At 33.3% G+C, this 24112-nt stretch carries 24 protein-coding genes; 11 read left to right on the forward strand and 13 right to left on the reverse strand.

Going from position 1 to position 24112, the window contains the following annotated elements; genetic code table 11:
- Positions 1-35: 35 nt before the first annotated feature.
- The 5 genes from KA856_RS01880 to KA856_RS01900 all read left to right on the forward strand — a co-directional run bounded on the left by KA856_RS01880 (position 36) and on the right by KA856_RS01900 (position 7235).
- The gene (locus KA856_RS01880) at positions 36-968 is read left to right on the forward strand and encodes a lactate/malate family dehydrogenase (RefSeq protein WP_210138471.1); all 933 of its coding nucleotides are present in this window, start codon (positions 36-38) and stop codon (positions 966-968) included.
- A 422-nt stretch (positions 969-1390) separates the two neighbouring features.
- Positions 1391-3253, forward strand: a complete 1863-nt coding sequence (locus KA856_RS01885) for a BglG family transcription antiterminator (RefSeq protein ID WP_210138472.1) — start codon at positions 1391-1393, stop codon at positions 3251-3253.
- Between the two features lie 77 nt (positions 3254-3330).
- Positions 3331-5280 carry a PTS fructose transporter subunit IIABC gene (locus tag KA856_RS01890; protein ID WP_210138473.1) on the forward strand — a complete coding sequence of 650 codons (1950 nt, stop codon included), beginning with the start codon at positions 3331-3333 and terminating at the stop codon, positions 5278-5280.
- A gap of 16 nt (positions 5281-5296) precedes the next feature.
- Complete coding sequence (gene manA / locus KA856_RS01895) at positions 5297-6232, forward strand: mannose-6-phosphate isomerase, class I (RefSeq protein WP_210138474.1); 936 nt, start codon at positions 5297-5299, stop codon at positions 6230-6232.
- A gap of 106 nt (positions 6233-6338) precedes the next feature.
- The gene (locus tag KA856_RS01900) at positions 6339-7235 is read left to right on the forward strand and encodes an ROK family protein (protein WP_107383551.1); all 897 of its coding nucleotides are present in this window, start codon (positions 6339-6341) and stop codon (positions 7233-7235) included.
- Between the two features lie 99 nt (positions 7236-7334).
- Here KA856_RS01900 and KA856_RS01905 read toward each other — a convergent pair whose 3' ends face one another.
- From KA856_RS01905 to KA856_RS01925, 5 genes are all read right to left on the reverse strand, one after another.
- Positions 7335-7793 (reverse strand): threonine/serine exporter family protein, encoded by a 459-nt coding sequence (locus KA856_RS01905; protein WP_046206676.1) that lies wholly within the window; start codon positions 7791-7793, stop codon positions 7335-7337.
- An 11-nt stretch (positions 7794-7804) separates the two neighbouring features.
- Complete coding sequence (locus KA856_RS01910) at positions 7805-8557, reverse strand: threonine/serine exporter family protein (protein ID WP_107383552.1); 753 nt, start codon at positions 8555-8557, stop codon at positions 7805-7807.
- A 471-nt stretch (positions 8558-9028) separates the two neighbouring features.
- Positions 9029-10309: a homocysteine synthase gene (locus KA856_RS01915; RefSeq protein ID WP_107504494.1), complete on the reverse strand. Its 1281-nt coding sequence runs from the start codon at positions 10307-10309 to the stop codon at positions 9029-9031.
- Positions 10310-10536: 227 nt separating this feature from the next.
- On the reverse strand, positions 10537-11781 hold the full coding sequence (locus KA856_RS01920) for an MFS transporter (RefSeq protein WP_210138475.1): 1245 nt from the start codon (positions 11779-11781) through the stop codon (positions 10537-10539).
- Between the two features lie 99 nt (positions 11782-11880).
- Complete coding sequence (locus KA856_RS01925) at positions 11881-12438, reverse strand: TetR/AcrR family transcriptional regulator (protein ID WP_107385724.1); 558 nt, start codon at positions 12436-12438, stop codon at positions 11881-11883.
- A gap of 167 nt (positions 12439-12605) precedes the next feature.
- Between KA856_RS01925 and KA856_RS01930 the strand changes: the two genes are divergently transcribed.
- Genes KA856_RS01930 through KA856_RS01940 form a run of 3 tightly spaced genes read left to right on the forward strand, consistent with a single transcriptional unit; the run spans position 12606 to position 15115 of the window.
- The gene (locus tag KA856_RS01930) at positions 12606-13310 is read left to right on the forward strand and encodes an ABC transporter ATP-binding protein (protein ID WP_210138476.1); all 705 of its coding nucleotides are present in this window, start codon (positions 12606-12608) and stop codon (positions 13308-13310) included.
- 2 nt (positions 13311-13312) lie between these two features.
- Positions 13313-14446 (forward strand): ABC transporter permease, encoded by a 1134-nt coding sequence (locus KA856_RS01935; RefSeq protein WP_210138477.1) that lies wholly within the window; start codon positions 13313-13315, stop codon positions 14444-14446.
- Positions 14447-14464: 18 nt separating this feature from the next.
- Positions 14465-15115 (forward strand): TetR/AcrR family transcriptional regulator, encoded by a 651-nt coding sequence (locus tag KA856_RS01940; protein ID WP_210138478.1) that lies wholly within the window; start codon positions 14465-14467, stop codon positions 15113-15115.
- A 74-nt stretch (positions 15116-15189) separates the two neighbouring features.
- On the opposite strand, the gene KA856_RS01945 is transcribed toward KA856_RS01940, so the two are convergent.
- The gene (locus tag KA856_RS01945; RefSeq protein ID WP_107385728.1) at positions 15190-15660 is read right to left on the reverse strand and encodes a thioesterase family protein; all 471 of its coding nucleotides are present in this window, start codon (positions 15658-15660) and stop codon (positions 15190-15192) included.
- A gap of 453 nt (positions 15661-16113) precedes the next feature.
- On the opposite strand from KA856_RS01945, the gene KA856_RS01950 reads away from it, so the two are divergent.
- Together KA856_RS01950 and KA856_RS01955 are read left to right on the forward strand one after the other, a co-directional pair.
- Positions 16114-17205: a YkvI family membrane protein gene (locus KA856_RS01950; protein WP_019469949.1), complete on the forward strand. Its 1092-nt coding sequence runs from the start codon at positions 16114-16116 to the stop codon at positions 17203-17205.
- Positions 17206-17308: 103 nt separating this feature from the next.
- The gene (locus tag KA856_RS01955; protein WP_019469950.1) at positions 17309-17515 is read left to right on the forward strand and encodes a hypothetical protein; all 207 of its coding nucleotides are present in this window, start codon (positions 17309-17311) and stop codon (positions 17513-17515) included.
- 387 nt (positions 17516-17902) lie between these two features.
- Here KA856_RS01955 and KA856_RS01960 read toward each other — a convergent pair whose 3' ends face one another.
- From KA856_RS01960 to KA856_RS01990, 7 genes are read right to left on the reverse strand one after another with little or no spacing between them, the layout of a single operon-like run.
- Entirely contained in the window at positions 17903-18745 is an 843-nt protein-coding gene (locus KA856_RS01960; RefSeq protein ID WP_107383557.1) for an urease accessory protein UreD, read from the reverse strand.
- Positions 18745-19359 (reverse strand): urease accessory protein UreG, encoded by a 615-nt coding sequence (gene ureG / locus KA856_RS01965; RefSeq protein ID WP_107385730.1) that lies wholly within the window; start codon positions 19357-19359, stop codon positions 18745-18747. The genes KA856_RS01960 and ureG overlap by 1 nt, the downstream gene beginning before the upstream one ends.
- A 13-nt stretch (positions 19360-19372) precedes the next feature.
- Positions 19373-20062: an urease accessory protein UreF gene (locus KA856_RS01970; RefSeq protein ID WP_107383559.1), complete on the reverse strand. Its 690-nt coding sequence runs from the start codon at positions 20060-20062 to the stop codon at positions 19373-19375.
- Positions 20055-20507: an urease accessory protein UreE gene (gene ureE / locus KA856_RS01975; RefSeq protein ID WP_107385732.1), complete on the reverse strand. Its 453-nt coding sequence runs from the start codon at positions 20505-20507 to the stop codon at positions 20055-20057. The genes KA856_RS01970 and ureE overlap by 8 nt, the downstream gene beginning before the upstream one ends.
- 11 nt (positions 20508-20518) lie before the next feature.
- Complete coding sequence (gene ureC, locus KA856_RS01980; RefSeq protein ID WP_119535418.1) at positions 20519-22234, reverse strand: urease subunit alpha; 1716 nt, start codon at positions 22232-22234, stop codon at positions 20519-20521.
- Entirely contained in the window at positions 22231-22644 is a 414-nt protein-coding gene (locus KA856_RS01985) for an urease subunit beta (RefSeq protein ID WP_107383562.1), read from the reverse strand. The genes ureC and KA856_RS01985 overlap by 4 nt, the downstream gene beginning before the upstream one ends.
- Positions 22645-22657: 13 nt before the next feature.
- Entirely contained in the window at positions 22658-22960 is a 303-nt protein-coding gene (locus KA856_RS01990) for an urease subunit gamma (protein ID WP_019469957.1), read from the reverse strand.
- 211 nt (positions 22961-23171) lie between these two features.
- Here KA856_RS01990 and yut point away from each other — a divergent pair, with 211 nt between their 5' ends.
- A complete protein-coding gene (gene yut, locus KA856_RS01995; protein WP_210138479.1) occupies positions 23172-24071 on the forward strand; it encodes an urea transporter in 900 nt (299 codons plus the stop codon).
- Positions 24072-24112: the final 41 nt, after the last annotated feature.

Consider the following 24112-nt stretch of genomic DNA (forward strand, 5'->3'; position numbering starts at 1 on the left):
ATAAGTTTTAACAAACAGAGGAGGTATGGTTAGACATGTCTAAGTTAGGAATTGTTGGACTTGGTAGAGTAGGCAGTCAAGTATTGACAGACGTTCAGTATTTGAATTTATTTTCAGAAATTGTATTGATTGATAGCAAAGAAGAAATTGCAAGTGGTGAAGCGCTTGATCATAATCATTCACAAGGACTGTTTAATACCAGTCATGTGAGAATTAAAGCAGGCGCGTACCAAGATTTAGCTGACGCAGATTTTATAGTTATTGCCGCAAGTATACAAACAGATAAAAACGATGGCGACCGAACATTATTGGCACAAGATAACCATGACATTATAAAAAATGTGATGAAGCAAATTGCTGAAGTTACGCAAGAAGCAATTATTATTTTAATTTCTAATCCAGTAGATTCGATGGTATATTTTGCCAATCAAGTCAATTATCCATCGCATAAAATAATTGGGACGGGTACAGCATTAGAAAGTTCAAGATTCAAAACTATTGTCGCTCAGCATTACCAAATTGATCCTAAAAATGTTGAAGCCTTTGTTATTGGTGAACATGGTCAGTATGCAGTGCCTGTATGGAGCAAAGTACGTATTCACGGTATGGAATTATCAGAGTATGAAGCTTTAAGTCAAGTGCCAGCGATTGATAAGGCACATATAACGTCTATTATAAATGAAGTTTCAATGGATGTTTTTTATCAAAAAGGGTGGACCAATGCAGCTATTTCCAAGGTGACGACTGCTTTGATACAAGCGATTGCTTTAAACCAGCGTACAATTATGCCATTAACATCAATCAGTCAGGAATATGGGCTAGATGATGGGGCGTATAGTTTACCAACATTAGTTGACCAATATGGCATTGTCCAAAGGTATCCTATAGCATTGGATGAGCAGGAAGAACAACAGCTAATTGAAGCATATCAATATATCAGACAAACAATTAATATAGCACAAAAATAATTTCCTTTAGTATAGAGATAGAAACATAAGTATCTCGTAGCAAATAAAAAATGGCAATTTCNNAAATTGCCATTTTTTATTTGGTATTCATATTTTTGTTTTATTGGGTTAGTATTATTTTAATATTTAATAACATTCAGACGCTATCCAATTTTCAAACTTATGAGCGTTCAAAACCAATAATTAGTAATTGTGCAAACAAGTTTTAAACACAGATTTTAGGTGTTCATATACAAAACATATTAAATATTGATTTTTGTGAAATATGATCATTAAATGTAATCGAAATGATTTATACATCATTTTATCAAAGGTATCTTAGTGTGACTTCTTGCTTTAATGTGAGGGTATGGCTACAATGTATTTAAATATTAATATTGAATTTAATAAAAATTCAAACGATTAGAAAGCGCGGTGCAATCATGTTGGTAAGACATGCTAAACTCATTAGGTTATTGCTAAATAACAGTAATCATTATCTAAGCGCAGATGAAATAGCAAGTTATTTAAATGTTTCAAATAGAACAGTGAGAAATGATATTAAATACATTAATAACGAAATTATAAATCATTTGATTACAAGTGTTAAAGGTAAAGGGTATAAACTCAATGGTGACCATTACGATGAGGCTGAATTAGAGACATTGGTACATTCGTTTTTAACGAAAGAAAATGAAAAATTAATGAAACTCGGTTACGAATTATTAATGTATCAAAAACCAAATACAATTGATCAAATAGAATCAGAATTTGTGATAACAAAAACGGAAGCTTATGATTATATAAATAGAATAAAAGCTTGGTGTGCGTCTTTTGATATTGATGTTGATGTCATTAAGAAAAAAGGTATTACCATAATAGGTAATGAAATGAATATCAGAAATGCGATATTACATTTAAATCAATTATCTAATAAGGAAAAGACAGTAGAAGCTTTTATACTTAATGAAATACCTCAAGCGCACATTAAATCTATCTGTTTTATTATTAAAAACAGATTAGAACAACATCATCTGTTTACTTCTGATATGCGTATTCAACAATTACTTATTCATTTGATTATTATTATAAAAAGGAAAAAAACAAGCGAAGATTCATGGGTGGTAAATAAAGAGGCAGAAGAAATAGCAATGCAATGTATAGAGGATATCAATCATAAATTAGCTTATGGTTTATCTAAAGATACTGCTAAGTTATTTTCTTTTTTTATTAGCTATTATTTTAATAAATATGATTTGGGAATAGAAACACTCTTTGTCGAAAGCTATGTAGCACGCATGATTAAGCACATGGAAAAAATAGTTGGTATCAATTTTACCCAAGACAATATTTTACGCGAAAATATTCAAGCACACTTTAGTAGAGCGTATTTGCGTATTGCTAAAAATGTATATATCAATAATCCATTAACTGATGAGATTAAAAAATATTATCCTTTTGTTTTTAATGCATTGTATGAAACTGTAAAATACCTGGAGAAAGATTCAAATCTAAACTTAGTAGAAGATGAGATTGCCTTTTTAGCATTACATTTTCAATCGTCCATTGACCGTAATAAAAAAGATGAAATTAATATTGTGATAACTTGTTATTATGGTTTAGGAATATCTAATTTGTTGGAAGTTAAAATTGCGAATTTAGATGATCATATAAATATTGTTGATACTTTAAAATTAGAGCGGATGTCTCATTACAACTTTTCAAATATTGATATGCTGATTACTACGCATCCCATTAATACCAAGGATTTACCAGATACATTACACGTGATAGAGGTATCCCCTTTGCTTTCAGATAATGACATAAAACAAATTAAATCATTTATTCATAGTAAAAGAAATCCTGTGCTAAAACAGGATGAAATATCTGCAATTCAATTTGATGTTCAAAAGATGACAGATGACGTAACTGTAACCCATATTTTTGAAAAAGCACAATCGCTTTTAATGAAACAACATGCCATTACGGAAAGTTATATGAAGAGTGCATTGGAACGTGAAAAATATGCTTCAACATATATAGGGAATGGCATTAGTATGCCACATGGTGACCCTGAAAAGGTGTTGCGTTCACAGGTCATTATATTTAAATGCCCTCATGGGTTACTATGGAAACAAAATAAAGTTAAATTAGTATTCTTTTTAGCAATTGCTAATTCTGAAATTTCAGCAATGAAGAAAATAATACATGTGATCGCTGATTTAAATGAGTATGATGTCGATTATCTTATGACTATGGAAACGCAGCATCTAAAACAATACATTATAAATTTAATCAAAGAATAATTGCCACTAGCAACGGCAATTATTCTTTTTATCTATTTTAGAAAGCGTTTACAATTGAATGTGAGGAGGATGAAATGATGAAAATATTAGCGATTACATCGTGCCCAAATGGTATAGCGCATACTTATATGGCACAAGAAAAGTTAGAACAAGCAGCTCAAGAAATGGGCGTAGATATAAAAGTAGAAACTCAAGGTGGCGTTGGGGCAGAAAATGTTTTAACATCAAAAGAAATTAGGGAAGCGGATGGCATTATCATTGCAGCAGATAGACAAGTAGATTTGTCACGTTTTGATGGGAAATTAATCATAAATGAAAGCGTTCGTGAAGGTATTCATAAACCGAAAGAGTTAATTCAACGTATTATTGATAAAGATGGACATATTCATCATGATCGTAACGGGGATACGAAACAAAAAGATGATGAACAAGAGCAAAAAAGCGGGATGCAAATGGTCTATCAACATTTAATGAATGGTGTATCATTTATGGTACCTTTCATTGTAGTTGGTGGTTTATTGATGGCCATTGCCTTAACTTTAGGTGGTGAAGCTTCATCAAAAGGTTTAGTTATACCAGATGATTCTTTTTGGAAATCTATTGAAAATATTGGTTCTCTAGCATTTAGTTTTATGGTTCCAATATTAGCTGGCTATATCGCAGTTAGCATTGCAGACAAACCTGGTTTAGTACCTGGTATGATCGGTGGTGCAATCGCAGCAGACGGTAGCTTTTATGGAAGTGATGCAGGCGCTGGCTTTTTAGGCGGTATTGTTGCAGGATTTATTGCAGGCTATATTGCAAAATGGATAAAGAATGTTAAGGTACCTAAAGCGATGGCACCTATTATGCCAATCATTATTATTCCAATCATCTCTTCATTGATTGTAGGATTAATTTTTATATTCTTGATTGGCGCACCAATTGCGAGCATTTTCGAAGGTTTAACAACTTGGTTAAAGAGTATGCAAGGGACAAATATTGTTATTTTAGCATTAATTGTTGGTGCAATGATTGCTTTTGATATGGGTGGCCCAGTAAATAAAGTAGCATTTTTATTTGGTTCAGCATTAATCGCAGAAGGTAACTATGCTGTTATGGGAATGGTTGCAGTTGCGGTATGTACGCCCCCTATTGGTTTAGGATTGGCTACATTTATTAATAAGCGTAAGTTTAACAAAGGTGAAATTGAAATGGGTAAAGCATCATTTACTATGGGATTGTTCGGCATTACGGAAGGTGCTATACCATTTGCCGCACAAGATCCGTTAAGAATTATACCATCTAATATGATTGGTGCGATGGTAGCTGCTGTAATTGCTGCAATTGGCGGTGTAGGTGACAGAGTTGCGCACGGTGGTCCAATTGTTGCAGTGCTGGGCGGTATTGATCAAATATTGTGGTTCTTTATAGCAGTAATCATTGGTAGTATCGTTACAATGAGTGTTGTTTTAATCTTAAGAAGACAAACACCATCACTTGCAGTTGATACGAACAATATTGAAATTGGCATGGATCAATCAGAAAATAAAGATGAAACAGCAAAAAATAGTGCATCTAAGACGGATAATCAAGCATTAGAAGAACAAAGTGTATTTAGTGAAAAAGTCATTCATATTTCAGAACAAACTTTATCCAGGGATGAAGCGATAGATCAATTAATAGAAAATTTAAATGAACAAGGTTATATTACAGACCAATCACAATTAAAATCTGATGTCTTAAAGAGGGAGATGGAATCAACAACAGCTATTGGAATGAACGTAGCCATCCCTCATGCAAAATCAGATGCGGTTAAAACACCAATTGTTGCAGTTATGAATAATAAGCAAGGCGTGAAATGGGAAAGTTTAGATGGAACATTACCTCAATTGATATTTTTAATTACTGTACCAAGTGATAGCAGTGACACACATCTTAAATTATTACAAAGATTATCAAGAACTTTGATGGATGATGAGACCAGACAAAATTTAATAAATGCAACAAATAGTAAACAGATTTATAATATATTAAAAGATATTTAAGTGGAGGTATCATACAATGCCATTATTTTTAAAACCTGTATTTCAAGAACGTATATGGGGTGGGACAGCTCTAAAAAGATTTAATTATCATATTCCAAGTGCGTATACAGGAGAATGTTGGGCAATTTCGGCGCATCCAAATGGTACAAATATAATAGAAAATGGAAGGCATCAAGGTAAGACGTTAGAAGAAGTGTGGAATGAGGATAAAGCACTTTTTGGTGTCACAGGGAATGCTAAATTTCCATTGTTAACTAAAATTTTAGATGCAAATGATAAATTATCAGTACAAGTTCATCCAGATAATACCTATGCCCAAAAATATGAAGGTGAATACGGTAAAACAGAGTGTTGGTATATATTAGACGCACAAGAAGATGCTGAAATTATTTACGGTGTTAACGCTAAAAATCAAATTGAACTAAATGATATGATAGACCAACAACAATTTGATGAGTTATTTCATAAAGTTAAAGTGAAAGCCGGAGATTTTTTCTATGTGCCTGCAGGTACAGTACATGCTATCGGTGAAGGTATTTTAATACTAGAAACACAACAATCTTCTGATACAACATACAGAATTTATGATTATGAGCGTACAGACAACAATGGGAACCAACGTGAGTTACACTTAGAACAAAGTAAAGCAGTGATCAACCTTGCTGTTACTTCACCTAATACAACACCCAAACAAGAAATAGTACAAGGGCAAACATATACGAAATTTGTTTCAAATGATTTCTTCACGGTTGAACGTTGGATGATCGATGGTGTGTTAAATTATGAAAAATCAAGCACGTATTGTCTTGTATCCATTGTTGAAGGTAATGGTAATGTAGAAACGAATGATGAAGTGTATAAACTACAAAAAGGAACACATTTTATATTAACGACAGAAGATCATGACATAGCATTTAATGGTAATATGACAATAATCATAAGTTATGTATAATGTTTAAGAGGTGAGATGAATTGATTTGTGCCAAAGCAAATTAATTTAATCTACACCTCTTTTATCTATAATCGAAGCAATAATATGAGTGATGGAGTGTATGGATATGTTGAAAATATGTGCAGATATAGGTGGTACGAAAACCATTGTAGGGCTTATAGACCAAGATTTATCAGTGATAGATAGTCAAAAATTCGAGACAGATGTCAATCATCCAGAGGTAGAATTTACAAAAATTATTAATATAGCGAATGAATTTAGCAAAAAATATAATGATATAGCACAAAGCACGTTAAACATTGCGATGCCAGGACCTTGTGATTATACAGAAGGACTGTTTTTGAATCCGCCTAATCTACAAAAATATATTGGTTTTAACGCTGGTGATTACATAAAGCAGCATAGTGCATTTCAACCACGTTTCGTAAATGATACTGATGCAGCAATATTAGCGGAATATCAATATTTAAAAACAGATGCAGAAGATGTCATATACTTAACAATTAGCACAGGTATAGGCATGGCATATATAAGAAATGGTCAACTCGTTACAGGCGTCGATGGTAATTTTGGAGAAATTGGTCATACTATTATTAAAAATAATAGCGATTATCAATGTCCAGTGTGCCATCAGTTTGGATGTGTTGAAAATGAACTGTCAGGCTTAGCAATCAGTCGTAAAGCGAGCGATATTTTACAAAGAACAGTAAGTACTAGAGAAGCAATCGACATCTATATGAATAAAGAAAATGAAAATATCAATAATATGATGGATGAAGTAGTGTTACTAACACAACAACTGTGTACGAATTTATTTAATATATTTAATGTATATCATATTATTCTTGGTGGTGGTGTTACACAAAGTGCATTACCGTATAAAGAAAACATTGAAGCATATGCACAAAGGCATCATTTAATCCAAAATAAACCATTTCATATTAAAGTAAGTGATTTGGCATCAAATGTGCTAACTGGTCTTTATTATGTAAATGAACAATAAAAAAGTTTGCTGATTTATAAAAATAGCGAGTACCTGAAGTGATTTAATGGAAGTTTCAGATGCTCGCTATTTTTTGATGACTAAAATGATGAAGTGGATTTATAGTCTGTTGCGTTTAATTAAAATATATTTTCGTATGTTTAATGTTTTAGATAATTGATCAGAAAGCAATAGCCCTAAAGCAATAGAACCAGCAATTAAAATCGCTCGTATAAAGGTATTGGTAGCATCTGTGAAATTTAAAGTAACCAATTGCTGTGTCGCTCTAAAAGCGATACTCCCTGGGACAAGTGGAATGATGCCAGGAATCATAAAAAGTACAACGGGCGCTTTGAAAATACGACTCATGATATGTGCAAGTAAACCTAAAGTTAAGCTGCCAAGCAAACTGGAATATATACTATCCATTTCAAAGGATTGTTCTAAAATGTAGCTGACAAAATAGCCCATTGAACCTGCAAATCCAGCTGGAAAAAATAATTTTTTAGGGGCATCGTATATCACATTAAAAAAGTATGATGCGCTAAAGCTACATAAAAAAGTAAATAAAATTGTCATCATGTGACCTCCTAAAAAATTAAGTAAGCAATCGCAATACCTGAACCAATTGCAAAGGCAATAACGAGTGCTTCTAAAAATTTTGCTGTGAACATTAACATATGCCTACTAAACAAGTCTTGTATCGCAGTCGTTATCAGTACACCAGGTACAATTGGCATAACGGATGCAATCATAGCTGGCCCAAAAGATTTATTGACTTGAAACAATTCTGATCCAAATATAACGATAGCACCTAAAATAAATGAACCTACAAACTCAGGTATAAACATAGTTAGTGATTTACTTTGCATATACTCAACGATTAAAAACCCTATGGCACCAGCAATAATCGTAGTAATTGCATCAGACCAAGTACCGCCTTGTAAGTATAAAAAACTTAACGAAATAATACCTGCAGCAATTACTTTTTTCCATAATGGAATACTTAAATTGGATCTATCAATATTTTTCAACGCTTCAAAAGCTTCTTCTATAGAAAGCTGATTTCCTGTGAGTTTACGTGAAATGTTGTTTACTTGAAATATTTTAAGTAAATTTGTACTGTTTTTATCAATGCGTAAAATTCGAGTATCATGCTCTTCACTCAATGAAAAATTGATAAATACATTAATGACATACCCTTGACTATTATAATAGCCCATACAAATGGCTATTCGTCTCATTGTATCTTCAACACGAGAAACTTCTGCGCCAGATGATAATAAAATTTTACCAGCAAGCAGTATCACATTCATCGTTACTTTATCTTTGTAGTTATCCAAAAGCGTACCTCCGACTTGATAAATAATTATCATTATTATCCCAATATTAATATGTAATTTCAAAGAGAATTTATTAAATTTACAGATGTTAAAACAATATGTATAGCTAAAGTTAGTCTTCGGGTTGTCTGAGGTTACCCTTTCGAGGTGTCTAAAAGGTGGATGTTTAGCAAATTGAGGTACAAAGATTTATAGGAGTTAAGTAAGTGAAGTAAGTACATAAAAACATATTGAATTTGTATGCTCATACAAATAGAAATTATGCTGTTGAAGAAAACCAACTGTCTCAACTTCTTTAAACATTTAATTGGCAATTAAAGCCCCACTGCTCATGTTATTTGAGTTAATGGGACTTTGCATAAGCTTTAGTTCAAATGAATATTCACTAATCTACCTTATTAACGGAGTCGACATAATCGTTTTAAATGATTTAGATTTCTGTTTTCTGCACTAAAAGCAATGTATTTATTTTTATAATACTTGTAATCCCTGATCAAGATCTGTAATGATATCTTCAATGTTTTCAGTACCAATCGATAATCTTACTAATTCTGGTAAAACTCCAGATGCTTTTTGTTCTTCAGGTGACAGTTGTAAATGAGTCGTACTAGCAGGATGAATAACTAACGATTTTGAATCGCCTACGTTTGCTAAATGTGAGAATAAATTTAAAGATTCAACAAATTTTGCAATATCTTCAACTGAACCATCTACACCAAAAGTTAAAATTGCACCTTGGCCATTAGGTAAATATTTTTCGGCTAGATCATGATATGCATTACTTTCTAAGCCGGGATAATTCACCCAGGAAATTTTAGGATGTTTCTCTAGATATTGGGCAACTTTAAGTGCATTTTCTGAATGACGTTCTAAACGAAGATGTAATGTTTCTAAACCAATTAAAAATTCATGTACATTAAATGGTGACACAGCAGAACCAAGATCGCGTAATAATTGCACGCGTGCTTTTGTAATATAAGCAGCTTCACCTACATCATTTGCGTATGAAACGCCATGATAACTTGGATCTGGTTCGACTAAACCAGGGAACTTTCCATTATTCCAATTAAATTTACCACTATCGACAATGATACCACCGATGGAAGTACCATGTCCGCCTATAAATTTTGTAGCTGAGTGTATTACAATATCAGCACCATATTCAAATGGACGCAATAAATAAGGAGTTGGGAAAGTATTATCAACAATTAAAGGTATCTCATGTTCATGCGCAATATGAGCAACCTTTTCAATATCCAAGACATCTATTTTTGGGTTACCAATCGTTTCGGCATAAACTGCTTTGGTTTTATCAGTTAAGGCTGCTTTGAAATTTTCGGGATCACTTGGATCAACAAAGTGTACTTTAATACCTAGTTTTTTGAAAGTGACATTAAATAAGTTATAGGTACCACCATAAAGGTTTGAAGATGCTACTATCTCATCGCCACTTTCAACAATATTTAACAAAGCTAAGTGAATCGCAGCTTGTCCAGAAGATGTGGCTAAGGCACCCACACCACCTTCAAGCGCAGCAAGGCGTTCTTCAAAAACATTTTGTGTAGGATTCATAATTCTGGTATATATGTTTCCAGGTTCCTCTAAAGAAAAAAGTTTTCTTGCATGTTCAGTATCATCGAATACGTAACTTGAGGTCTGATAAATTGGTACTGCTCGTGATTTTGAGAATTCATCTACTACTTGACCGGCATGGATTGATAAAGTATCTAAATGCCAATTATTTTGAGACATACATTGTCCCTCCTATATATATTTGAATTTTCTGATAATTAACACTATACAAGAGCAATTTTTTATTTTCAAGTATTCTTACTAAAAAAGTAAGAATTAAGTTTACAGTATAGCAATAATGTATTCCTACTAGTGTTAACAAATAACAAAATTAGTGGGGAAGTTTATAAACAAAGTCTTTTTTTCTTGTTTACGATCATTATTTCCTAGGCAATTTCATCCATATATTAGTAATGTTGATGATGTGTATATTGATCGTGTGTGTCATTCATACTTTCATGAGTTAAAATTTCAGCGTTTTGTTGTTGAAGTTGACTGTAATCTCCATCCGGTAGTTTGCTTTCTAGAACTTCGACTTTAGGATAAATGAATAGGGGGATGAAACCAATTAAACCGTAGATAATGAATGTATACATAAAATTGAACATATCAATGAATAAACCTGCTAATGAAGACCCAATAACTTGTCCAATAGCTAACATTAAAAAGGGAATGCCGATGCCTAAAGAGGCATTTTTAACAAATATTTTAATTCCCCAAACTAAAAGCACACCAGTTAAGAATATATAGCTTAAGCCAAATAATGAAGCTGATATAAATGGTATGATCCAAATTTTTGGCGTGAAAGCAAGGGCAATTGTTGCGAGGGCAAGTGCAATAACACCTAAATTAAATGCATAACGAAGCCCCCGTTTGTCAATAATTGCACCAGATATACCACCTATCATGCCGAATAGCCCTATCAAAATCCAAAATAGTGAAAGTCCAAAATCAGAATAATTACCAGTATTTTGAACAAATGATTTGGAAAACGTCCAAAAAGTTGCAGTTGATACACCTAATAAAATAGATGCAGTCATGATACGTGTGCTGGCTGAAATATCACGAATGTTAAACGAACCTGTATGAATAGTAATATTTTGTTTTAATGATGGAATGATTAGATAGTTCCAAACCAAAACGACAAGTGCCAATATGGCATATATAAAATAAGTTTGTCGCCAATCTATAAAAGTGAACATCGCTGTTATACCAGTAAACATAAGGCCAATACTCGTACCAGAATTAATCCAAGTATTTGCTTTTCCTTGTTCATGCACTTTAATCCATAAAGAAATGGTATAGCCATAGGGCGGTGAAATGAGCCCAGTACTGGCACCTGCAAAGATGACGCCGATGGATAAAATGATTGCACTTGTTGAAATACCTATCCCCAATAAACCTATTAGTACAGAGATTCCTGCTAATATAATCATGCGTTTAGGTCCAATTTTATCAGTTTGTAATGTTGAAAAGACAATTGTAAAACAATAGGATAAATAAAATAATGAGGAAATAATACCAGACTGTGATGCAGACAAATGCAAATCATTGGTCACTTCAGGTAAAAACAAACCAAAACTAAAACGTCCTAAACCATAGGTTGTTGCAATCATGGCTACACCAGGAAATACAAGTTTAGAAAATTTCACTATAAATGTCTCCTTTTTTAGATAGAATGTTCATTCTATTTTGTTTTAAAAAAATACGAGATGAGTATACAAAATAAGATGCTCATGCTCGTTTAAAATTTAAATTTCTTTATGTGCTTCGTTGAGTAATAAATCAGCCATAGTTATAGCATGTGATGTCGCTTTTTTAGAACCTAATAATGCTGTCATTGAAGTTGTACCTTCAAGTAATAATGTAAATTGAATTGCTAAATCTAAACCATTGACGATACCAGCATTATTTGCCAGTTGTTCTAAGTAATTTAATAATTTTTGTTTATGTCCTCTAGCAATATTTTCAATTTCATTATCTGTATTCGCATAATCTTCGATTGCTCTCATAAACATGTCACCCTTGTAAGAATGATCATTAAGCCACTGGCAATGCGCTCTGACAGCAGCAATAAAAGGCTGGTGTGGTTGTTTGTCTACATAAATGTCTAAGTAATGCCAATATCTAGATTCACGCTGCTTTAGCACCGCCTCAACCAAGTTATCTTTGGACTCAAAATGATTATACAAAGTCATAGTTGCTACATTAGCTTCTTGAATAATTTGCTTTAAGCCTATACCACGAAACCCATATTCATAAAATAATCGTTCAGCAGTTGATAATATATCTTGTCGCTTTTGTGACAATCGTCTCACACTTTCTAAATAGAATGACCGTTCTACTTGAAATTAACAGTTAAATAGCAAAATGTCAAAAAGCTATAAAAATAATATGATTTTACATTTAGTATATCAAAGTGTAATATAACAATAAAGTGAGTATTCACTCACTATTAGTGAGGTGAGGTGTAAAGATGATTGAAGTGAATAATTTAAGTAAATCTTTTGGTGATAAACAAGTATTAAAAGATATAAATGTTGCTTTTGAAAAAGGTGAAATCGTCGGTTTAATTGGTCCATCTGGAACTGGTAAAACAACATTAATTCAATGTATGTTAGGTATGGAGCGTATTGATGTAGGTTGGGTAACGATAGATGACGTTGAAATGCCCAATAGAAAAATTTTAGGTGATATTGGATATATGGCTCAAAGTGATGCACTTTATACTGACTTGACGGGGAGAGAAAACTTAGAATTTTTTGGCAGTATATACATAAAAAAAAGAAAAGACATCAAGGAACGTGTGGAAATATGTAGTAATATGGTGAAACTTCAAGAGGCATTAGATAAAAAGGTATCGACATATTCTGGAGGCATGAAACGCAGGTTGTCATTGGCTATTAGTTTTTTACAAGATCCTAAAATATTAATACTAGATGAACCTACCGTTGGTATTGATCCTAAACTTAGACAAGCGGTATGGAAAGATTTGGATGCGGCAAAATCAGAAGGAAAAAGTATTCTTGTCACAACACATGTGTTAGATGAAGCTACACGCTGTGACAGACTATTACTTATGAACCATGGTGAAATTATTGCAATGGGCTCACCGCAAGATATTAAAACCCAGTATCAAGCTGAATCAATTGAAGAAGTGTTTTTGAAAATGGAGGACTAAATATGAATGCATTTTATATTACTAAACGAATTTTCAAACAAACAATCAGAGACATACGTACGTTGATGTTATTGCTAGTAGCACCGTTGTTAATATTAACGCTACTGTATTATATATTTACGGTTTCAGACAACTCAAATGGTGTGAAGGTAGGTGTTCATGATATTCCTGAATCACTGAAACAAGAATTACAATCACAAGACATCACGATTGAAAATTTTAAAAATCATAACAATATAGATGACAAGATAAAAGAAGAAAAATTGACTGGGTTTATACACATGCAAAATCATGAGTTAGAAGTCACTTTTGCTAATGATAATCCAACAGATAAGGGAGTCATGGCTTCTACAAACCAAAAGTGGTTAACCAATCATAATATGAGTCAAATGAAAGAAAATACGAAATCATTAAAAAAAGCATTAGAGCAAGTTCAATCGCAAATACCTGACAATGCTAATACAGGTCAAAGTATGACCGAGAATCGTGAACCGATAAAAATTAATACACATTATTTATATGGGGATAAAGATGCTACATATTTTGATACGATTAATCCAATTTTAATAGGATTTTTCGTCTTCTTCTTCACATTTTTAATTTCTGGCATCGGTTTATTAAAAGAGAGAACCTCAGGAACGCTAGAACGATTATTATCTTCTCCTATTAAGCGAAGCCATATTATTTATGGCTATATTATGGGATATGGTATTTTTAGTGTTATTCAAACGTTTGTAGTAGTTATTTATGCCATATATGTATTAAATATAGCTGTTGAGGGGTCGATTTGGTTAGTTCTAGCTACAACAGTATTAACAGCACTCGTAGCTTTAACGTTTGGCATACTGTTGTCTACTTTTGCATCTTCAGAATTTCAAATGATTCAATTTATACCACTTGTAATCGTACCGCAAGTATTATTTGCTGGTTTAATACCAATATCATCGATGAATATAGGCTTACAATACTTTGCACATTTGATGCCATTATTTTATACCGGACAAGCTATGCAAGATGTAATGATAAAAGGATTTGGTGTGCAGGATATTTATATCAACTTGGGTGTATTATTTGGTATTTTTGTAGTATTACTAATATTGAATATTTTAGGAATGAAGCGTTATAGAAAAGTTTAAATATAGGTGGTATCATACATGAATCGGAATATTAAAGATATCGTGGAAGAAATTGTACCTAAATTAGAGCATTTAACTGAAAAGCAACGTTTAGTGATTGAAAGTGCCCTTATACTTTTTAGTGAAAAAGGTTATAAACAAACAAGTACAAGTGATATTGCTAAGCGGGCAGGTGTTGCTGAAGGTACAGTATATAAACAGTTTAAAAATAAAGAATCATTACTCTATGCAGGCCTGGTGCCAATTATAAAAGATAACATAGCGCCTACTGTAGCAGAGGAGTTCTTAAGTGAATTGAATCGCGCAAGCAACTTGGAATCATTTATAAATACATTTGTTGACAATCGTTCTAAATTTATTTATGAAAATAGAATGCTGTTAAAAGTATTCTTTAATGAAGCGATGACAAGTAAAACATTTCAGTCGGTGTTATTAGAAGTATTTAATAAGCGTTTAGTCTCTCATTTGAAACCAATGATCAATAAGATGATAAGTTGCAATGAAATGCGGCATGTTGAAGCGGAGTTTTTTGTACGTAGTTTAATTGCTCAAACGATCAATTTAAATATTGGTTATTTAATTGATTTGAATTATAAACATGACGATGTGTATGAAAACCATTTATTATTTACAAAGGAAAGTCTTTACAACATGTTTACAGCAAAATAACAAAAAGGGTTATTTAAAATAATGAAAGTAGAACAGAAATGAAAGTTGGATTTCCGTTCTACTTTTATTATTTTCTATTTTCTAGGTATGCCAATAACATGACCTAGTTGTGATGGCGCGTTAAACGGCTTTTGCATATTAAAAGCTGCTTGTATTTTCTCTAGAATAGGTTGTGGGAATGCCATGCTACGACGTGTAACTTTACTAACGCCTATCATGATCACTTCATATGTAGCAATACGCTCATCATTATCGTTGTACATTGTCAGGAATAAATGTACTCTTTTCGCATCATAATCGTAAATATGTACTTTAACGTAAAAGTCATCTTCTAATACGAGTTCTTTTAAAAAGGAAATATGTGCTTCCAAACTAAAAATAGTAATTTCATGTGTTTGTCGATAAGAAACATATAAGTCGACTGATTCGAAAAATCCAACGACGACATCACTGAAAATGGAATAATATTGTGCATCATGCATATGGTTATTGTTATCTATCCAAGATGGTTGCACGGTGTTTTTATAAATGTATTCCTCTGCCACAAAATCACTCCTAAAGTATAAATTTAATAGTAGCCTATATTATTGTAACAACATTAAACATTTTAAGTTAGTAATTTGATTGAAACTATACATAATTCAATATTACTTATTGAAAATGTGGAATTGATAAACGAATTCAAGTAAGTTATCATAAAAATGTAAACGCTTGCATTTCGAATGTTTTGAGTTTATATCTTTATTTATAGATTTAAAATAAAAGGTACAGAAATTTTGAATTCAAACAAATTTCAGTATCGGACTAAGGTTTGGATGGTAAGGATAAAAGGGTACAGGATTAGGGTTCTGTGAAAATAGTATGTTAAATTCACAAACATATTTGAAACTTGCGCATCCTTTGCCAATATCAAAGATGCATGCGAGTGAAGTGATATTATAGGCGTTTGCGAATGCTTATAAATGAAATTCAATGTAACTTTAGCGAAGGGGATTTATATGAAAAGGATATTTTTAATAGGTAGTGCATTCATCGGTATTATCGTGGGTGCAGGTTTTGCTTCAGGGCAAGAAATACTACAGTATTTTACTAGCTTTGGAACGGTGGGCATACTCGCGGGTATTGTTTCTACCGTGTTATTTGCCTATGTAGGTATGATGTTAGTATGGCTAGGCAGTATATTTAAAGCTGAAGGGCATAACGACGTGATACATAAATTGACTGGTGGTACAATGTTTGGCAAAGTCATTGCTTGGTTAGTAGACATTGTGCTCATTATTGCATTATTTGGATTTGGTGTCGTTATGCTTGCAGGTGGAGGTTCAAATTTTGAACAACAATTTGGCATACCTGCTGTGTACGGTACTGCACTTATGGTTATATTAGTACTCGTATTTGGTATGTTACGTGTGGATAATGTTGTTAAAGTAATCGGTAATATTACACCTTTATTGATTATCTGTATTGTTATTGTTGCTATATATTGTTTGTTTACGATGTCAGGTTCGTTTAGCGAATTAGATACATTGGCTAAAAGTCATACATCTGCTGTTCCTCATTGGTTTATCGCAGGTGTGAATTATGTTTCGCTTAATGTAGGATTAGGTGCATCAATGTCAATTGTTATGGGAGGTAATGAGAAAAATAGTAAAGTTGCTGCATGGGGTGGTTTAGCCGGTGGTATTGTCTTAGGGTTAATGATTATGATTAGCCATTTGGCAATTTTTTCTAAGATTGAAACAGTTGGCCACTTACCGTTACCAATGTTGGGACTAGTCAATGATATTTCACCTATTTTAGGCGTGTTTATGTCAATTGTTATTTATTTAATGATTTTTAATACATGTTTAGGTATGTTTTATTCATTAGCTACACGTTTTACTGAAATTGAGACGAAACAATTTAAAATATTTTATACGATATTTACTTTAATTGGTTTTGCAATTAGTTTTGCAGGTTTTACAGATTTAATGACATTTTTCTATCCAGTAATAGGTTATATGGGCATCATTATTATAATCGTATTAATTTATGCACCATTTAAGGTGAGAAGAATAAAAAAACAAGGTAAATCATTACAAGATTTGTAAAACATCATTTAGCAATAACTATATATTTTTTGTAGCGTAAATATTAAGATAAAATGTACGGATAAGAAATAATAACTATTGAAATCCGAAAGGAGCCAATCGCATGGTTTATGTGGCATTAATCGTATTAATTATAGCGATTATATTACTGATTTATTCTATTGCACTGCTAATGGGGAAAGATGGGTCATTATTTAGCTTATTTACGCATGAAGAAAAATCATTAAAAAAAGGTCAAAAGTTAGCGATTTATATTGCGACAATTTTATTGTTAGTCATTAGTATCGTATGGTTACTAAATATTATTTAAAGTAAATGGTATGAAAGTTGTTATAACATTATAAGTTCTTTCAGACTGTCGACAAAGTCTCCGACTTTGTTGGCAGTTTTTTTGTGCACGCTTTCCGCGGTCACTGCCTTAGCCTGTAGTCTTCGGGTAGTGCGCTTACCGCAGGAGTCGGCCTAAATAACTGCCAATATTATACGAAGAACATTATATATATATAAATTAAATAGTGCCGGTAATGGTCTGAAAGACCACTGCTATTTGAAAAACAACTATATAAATAAAAATAAACAAACCCTACGCATTAATTTGCACAGGGTTTGTCTAAGTTCTTTTTATTGAGTATAAATTGTATGTTTCATGCTCTTTGAGGTTGGAATTACTATTTCATAATATACGACATGATTAAGGTTAATATTTTCTTAAGAAATTGACTTCTCTGTCAAAGATATGCTGTGCAACGTACGTTTGAACAGCATTTAAAATGCGCTCGATAATTTGTGTTTTATTTGATAAGATTCGAATGCTGAAACCATGCGTTGGTAATTGCGTAATACCAAAACGACAATTATATAGTTTATGATAATGCTTGATGTAATCATAAACGTCATCTATAAAAGTTTGATTGACTTCAGGATGTATGAAATAGCATGAACCTAAATGTGTATAGTCTTCCATATATCCTAGGCCATCAACTTTATTTTTAGTTGGATCAAGTAACAAATTATCAAATGTTACGAGTTCATTTTCAACATAAATTTCATTAAGTAGATGCATATACGTATATGTGAAGGCTTTATCTTCTTTTGAATAACCGGGTGTCAGTATATCTGTATAGAATAGTGAACCGCTAGCACTCAAATTAAACGTATTATGTTGGAAAAACTTAGCGTTTTCAAAGGCAATAATAGGATCGCCGACATATTCAATATAAGCATTGTCTTTAATTTTAAAACTTTGATATTGTTCGACATGATCATTTAATGTTTTATAGATTTTTGTCGCGCCTTGTGAAGTTAAAGTCACATTTGCATTTTCTTCTGCTGTGAAATCCATTTTGTAACGGTCACCATCTAAATAACCACCACCTACATTTACAATATAAAATGTAGGTATATCTGAGCCGTTTAAGTAGACTGGGCGTATGACTTTTAATGCCTTCTCAAAAAAGATATCACGCGCAACAGATTTTCTACCATTATTAAAAACAGTTAAATCTAATACGCCAGTCCATTTTTGCTGTGCATTTGCCATTAAGCTAAACCTTTAAGAAAGACATCCTGATCTATCCATTCGATAACCTTATCTAAGCCTTCATCTGTTTTAAGATTAGTAAATGCAAATGGTCTTTTGCCTCGGAATGTTTCAGTATCTTCAGCCATACGTTCTAATGAAGCGCCGACATACGGAGCCAAATCAGTCTTGTTAATTACAAAGAAATCAGATTTAATCATGCCTTGTCCGCCTTTGCGAGGGATTTTTTCCCCTTGAGCAACGTCGATAATATATATAGAAAAATCGACTAACTCTGGACTGAAAGTCGCAGCAAGGTTGTCGCCACCAGATTCGATAAAGATTAAATCGATATCTTCATTGCGTTCTTTTAATTCATCGATAGCAGCAAAGTTCATTGAAGCATCTTCACGAATTGCTGTATGTGGGCAGCCACCTGTTTCAACACCGATAATGCGATCTGCAGGTAACACGCCTGAATTAACTAAAATCTTTTCATCTTCTTTTGTATAAATATCGTTGGTAATGACACCTATGCTAAATTCTTTAGATAATTGTTTCACTAATTTTTCAATAAGTTGTGTTTTCCCTGCACCTACAGGGCCACCGACACCTATTTTAACTGTCTCTGTCATTGAAAATGCCCTCCTAAGATATGAATATTCTTACATTTACGTTCTCATGTTCCATCTGGTTGATTTCTAATCCGGGTGCAGTGATACCTAATTGTGACTCTTCTAATGTCATAATATGATTTCTTGTTTCTTTCATAAAGGGAATCATTTCATGGACGATTCTTTGACCAGCAGTTTGTCCTAAAGGAATCGCACGAACTGCGTTTTGTGTTAAACTCGATACATTTTGATATAAATAGTAATCGATAATCATTTCAATATCGACACCTAAATAATGACCAAGCATAGTAAAACAAATCGCCGGATGCAATTTTGCTTTTTTATTTTTGTTTTGCGTTTGATACCACTTTATCCATTCACTATCGTAAAGCTCTGCTGCTAGTTTGACCATACGATTACCCATTTGTTTTGAACCTTGTCTGGTTTCTTTAGGCAGGTTTTGTACAAAAAGTATGCGATCTAAATACAATATTTTTTCAGTGTTATGATGATTTAGTGCATCGTAGACTAAGCGCATCGTTAAGCCGTCAGCAAATGAAAGTTGTTCATTTAAGAATAATTCAAGCCATTGTTTAAAAGATGCTTCATCATGGACAATATCTCTTTGGATATATGTTTCAAGACCGAATGAGTGACTGAAAGCGCCAGTCGGAAATTGAGAATCACAGAATTGGAATAAGCGTAAATGTGCGTGATCAATCATGTGAATGACCTATATGTCTAAATGCTTGGTTTACTTTTCTATCTTCGTGGCTGTAGGGTATGCCTAAGTCTTTCAATAAATCTTCTACGAGATAGTCATATTGTACAAGCATCTCTGTTTCTGTGAATTGTGCTGGCAAGTGTCGATTGCCCAACTGATGAGCAATGTCACCCATTTCTTGTAATGTACGTGGCTTGATAACTAATAAATCTTCTGAATTGACGTCTACAATAATCATATTTGTATCGTCTTGATATAGAATATCACCATATTGTAAATCGATTGGCTGTTTTAAACGAATGCCAATTTCATTACCATGATCTGTTGTAACACGTTGGATACGTTTCACTAAGTCAGAATTTTCAAGATAAACTTTTTCAACATGTTTGTTTTTTTCATTTTGCGCAAGATTTGCAATATTACCTTTAATTTCTTCGATGATCATACTTTATCCTCCTAGAATAAGAAATAACGTTGCGTTAGTGGTAACTCAGTAGCTGGTTCACTTGTTATTTTCTCACCATCGACAAATACTTCATAAGTTTGCGGGTCTACATCTAGTTTAGGTGTAGCGCTATTATTTTTCATATCTGCTTTAGTTAAATTACGAATATTTTTAACTGGTCTTAATTTACGTTTTAAGCCTAAACTTCTGCCAATATCATTTTCATAAGCAGTGGATGAAACAAAAGTGATAGCAGTACTTTGCATATTACCACCTAATTGTCCATACATATTACGATACTTGAGTGGTTCAGAAATTGGAATAGAGCCGTTAGCATCACCGTTGATTGCTGTACTGATCATGCCACCTTTAAGCACTATCTCAGGCTTAACGCCAAAGAACGCTGGGTCCCACATTACAATGTCTGCAAGTTTACCTTCATCAATAGATCCAACATATTCTGAAATACCATGTGTGATTGCAGGATTGATTGTGTACTTCGCAATATAACGTTTGATACGGTTATTATCGTTATATTCACCGTCTCCTTCAAGTGCACCACGTTGTTCTTTCATACGATGAGCCACTTGCCATGTACGTGTGATTACCTCACCAACACGACCCATAGCTTGGGAGTCGGAACTTACCATACTAAATACCCCTAAATCTTGTAATACGTCTTCTGCAGCAATTGTTTCTTTACGAATACGAGAGTCAGCAAAAGCAACATCTTCAGGGATAGAAGCGTTAAGGTGATGTGTGATCATAACCATATCTAAATGTTCATCTATTGTATTGTGTGTGTATGGCAAAGTAGGGTTAGTGGATGATGGCAAAATGTTTGAGTAAGAGGCTGACTTAATTAAGTCGGGTGCGTGCCCGCCACCAGCACCTTCAGTATGGTACATGTGTAATACACGGTCTTTAACTGCTGCCATTGTTTCTTCCATAAATCCAGCTTCGTTTAAAGTATCTGCGTGTAAGGCAACTTGAATATCGTAGTCATCTGCGACTTGTAAAGCGTGATCTAAAGCAGATGGTGTTGCACCCCAGTCTTCATGGACTTTAAGACCAATGACACCTGCATGAATTTGTTCGACGAGGGCAGTGTGGTTAACAGCTTGTCCTTTCCCAGTAAAACCAATGTTTAATGGAATTTGTTCTGCTGCTTCCAACATGCGATGAATATACCAAGGTCCAGGCGTAACAGTTGTTGCTTTTGAGCCTTCAGAAGCTCCAGTACCACCACCGATTAATGTAGTTGTGCCACTTTCTAATGCAACGAGTGATTGCTCTGGGTTGATAAAGTGGACATGTGTATCAATGGCACCAGCAGTTATAATTTTACCTTCTGCAGCAATGACATCAGTCGTTGCACCAATAACGATATCGACATTATCCATAATGTCTGGGTTACCCGCTTTACCAATTTTCATAATATAGCCATTTTTCACACCAATATCTGCTTTGATTACTTTGTCATAATCAAGGATTAGCGCATTAGTAATAACTAAATCTGCAACTTTTTTGTCGTCTCTTGTTACGTTAGGGTTTTGAGCCATACCGTCTCGGATGGATTTACCGCCACCGAAAGTAGCTTCGTCACCATATGTAGCGAAATCTTTTTCGACTTTAGCGAATAGGTTTGTATCACCGAGTCTTACTGAATCACCAATTGTTGGTCCATAAAGACTCGTGTATTGAGATTGCGTCATTTTGAAACTCATCTTTTATACCCACTTTCTTTATTAGCATTATCTTCTGATAAATTGGACTCATCGATAATTTCTGATTCTTTAGTGTAATCATCTGGTTTAAATACACGTGTGTCGTCTATAGGACCATTTATTTTTCCGTGGAAACCAAAAATATTACGATTTCCTTTATATTCTACTAATTGAATTTCTTTTTCATCACCTGGTTCAAAACGAACTGCAGCACCTGCGGGTATATCTAAACGTTTGCCATAAGCGTGTTCACGATTAAAATCTAATGCAGGATTCACTTCGAAAAAGTGAAAGTGAGAACCAACTTGTATAGGCCGATCGCCTGTGTTTTTTACAGTGATGACTGTGGCATGAAGCCCTTTGTTAACATCGATTTCTGTACGTTTAACAATAATTTCACCTGGTTTCATCATGTATCCTCCTTTAGACTATCGGATGATGGACAGTAATTAATTTTGTACCATCAGGGAATGTTGCTTCAATTTCTAAATCAGTTAACATATCTGCAACACCTTCCATGACATCATCTGCGCTTAATATTTGTTTTCCATAACTCATAAGTTCTGCTACTGATTTCCCATCGCGCGCCCCTTCTAACAATTCAAAACTGATGATAGCGGCTGCTTCAGGATAGTTTAATTTTAATCCTCTTTGTTGACGTCTACGTGCTAAATCGGATGCAATGACTAACATTAACTTATCTTGCTCACGTTGTGTAAAATGCACGTTGTTCACTCCTTTTCCAAAACTGTTAAAACCAATACCAATGTGTATGTGTCTACATTTTAATAATAAAGGGTTGCTAGGCTAACTACAAGAATTACACATTAAGGAAAAGTGTGGAAATAGCGAATTTAGTAAAATTTGAAAGGCTTTTAATTATAGGTTGTATGATATAAGATGAATAACGTAAATTTTATAGAAATCAGGTGACATTGTGAATGCGATTCAAATATTATTAAAAAATATCGCACAGGTTTTATTGTTGAACAATGCATGGACAGGTTTATTTATCTTAATAGGTCTATTTATAGGTAGTTGGAAAGTCGGTTTAATGGCCCTCATCGCTAGTTTAACATCACTATTATTAGCTAAATATACAAATTACTCGGACGAAGAGATTAATAGTGGTTTAGCAGGTTTTAATCCAGTATTGACAGCAATTGCATTAACGTTATTTTTAGTACCTGAATGGTATAGCTTATTGATAGTCATCGTTGCAATAATTATAACGATGCCGTTAGGATCTGCATTTAGAGAGTTTTTCAAACCTTTTGGTGTACCTATGTTAACGATGCCATATGTATTTGTAAGCTGGGTTGTTTTATTAATGTCTTTTCAATTCAAGTTTGTAAATGCAGATGTAAAAATATTGCCTAATACAGTCAAAGAAATTACATATTCCGGACATCATATCGATTTTATTAGTGCCTTTTTATCAGGTTTTAGTGAAGTGTTTTTATTAAAAAGTGTTTTAGCAGGTATTTTCATTTTGATTGGGATATTTATTGCTTCAAGAAAAGCAGGACTTTACGCTATGATTGCTAACGTCATTGGCTTTGCAGCTGTTACAGTGCTCGGTGCAAATCATGATCAGATTAATGATGGTTTATTTGGTTATAATGTCATTCTTACAGTTTTAGCGTTAGGTGTGGCATTTAAAACTAGAATTCCGCGATATATTAGTATTGTGCTTGGTGTCTTACTCACGGTAGTTATACACGCAGGCATGATTACATTGCTAACACCATTTGGCTTACCTGTCTTTACCTTACCGTTTATAATTGCTACATGGATTATGTTATTCGCAGGAAATAGTATGCGTGTACAAAAATAAGTAACCTCTGAAGCATGAAGTTTAATTAAATGTACAAACTA

It is taken from the genome of Staphylococcus sp. GDB9P120P (assembly GCF_017893435.1).
GTDB classification, from domain to species: Bacteria; Bacillota; Bacilli; order Staphylococcales; family Staphylococcaceae; genus Staphylococcus; species Staphylococcus cohnii.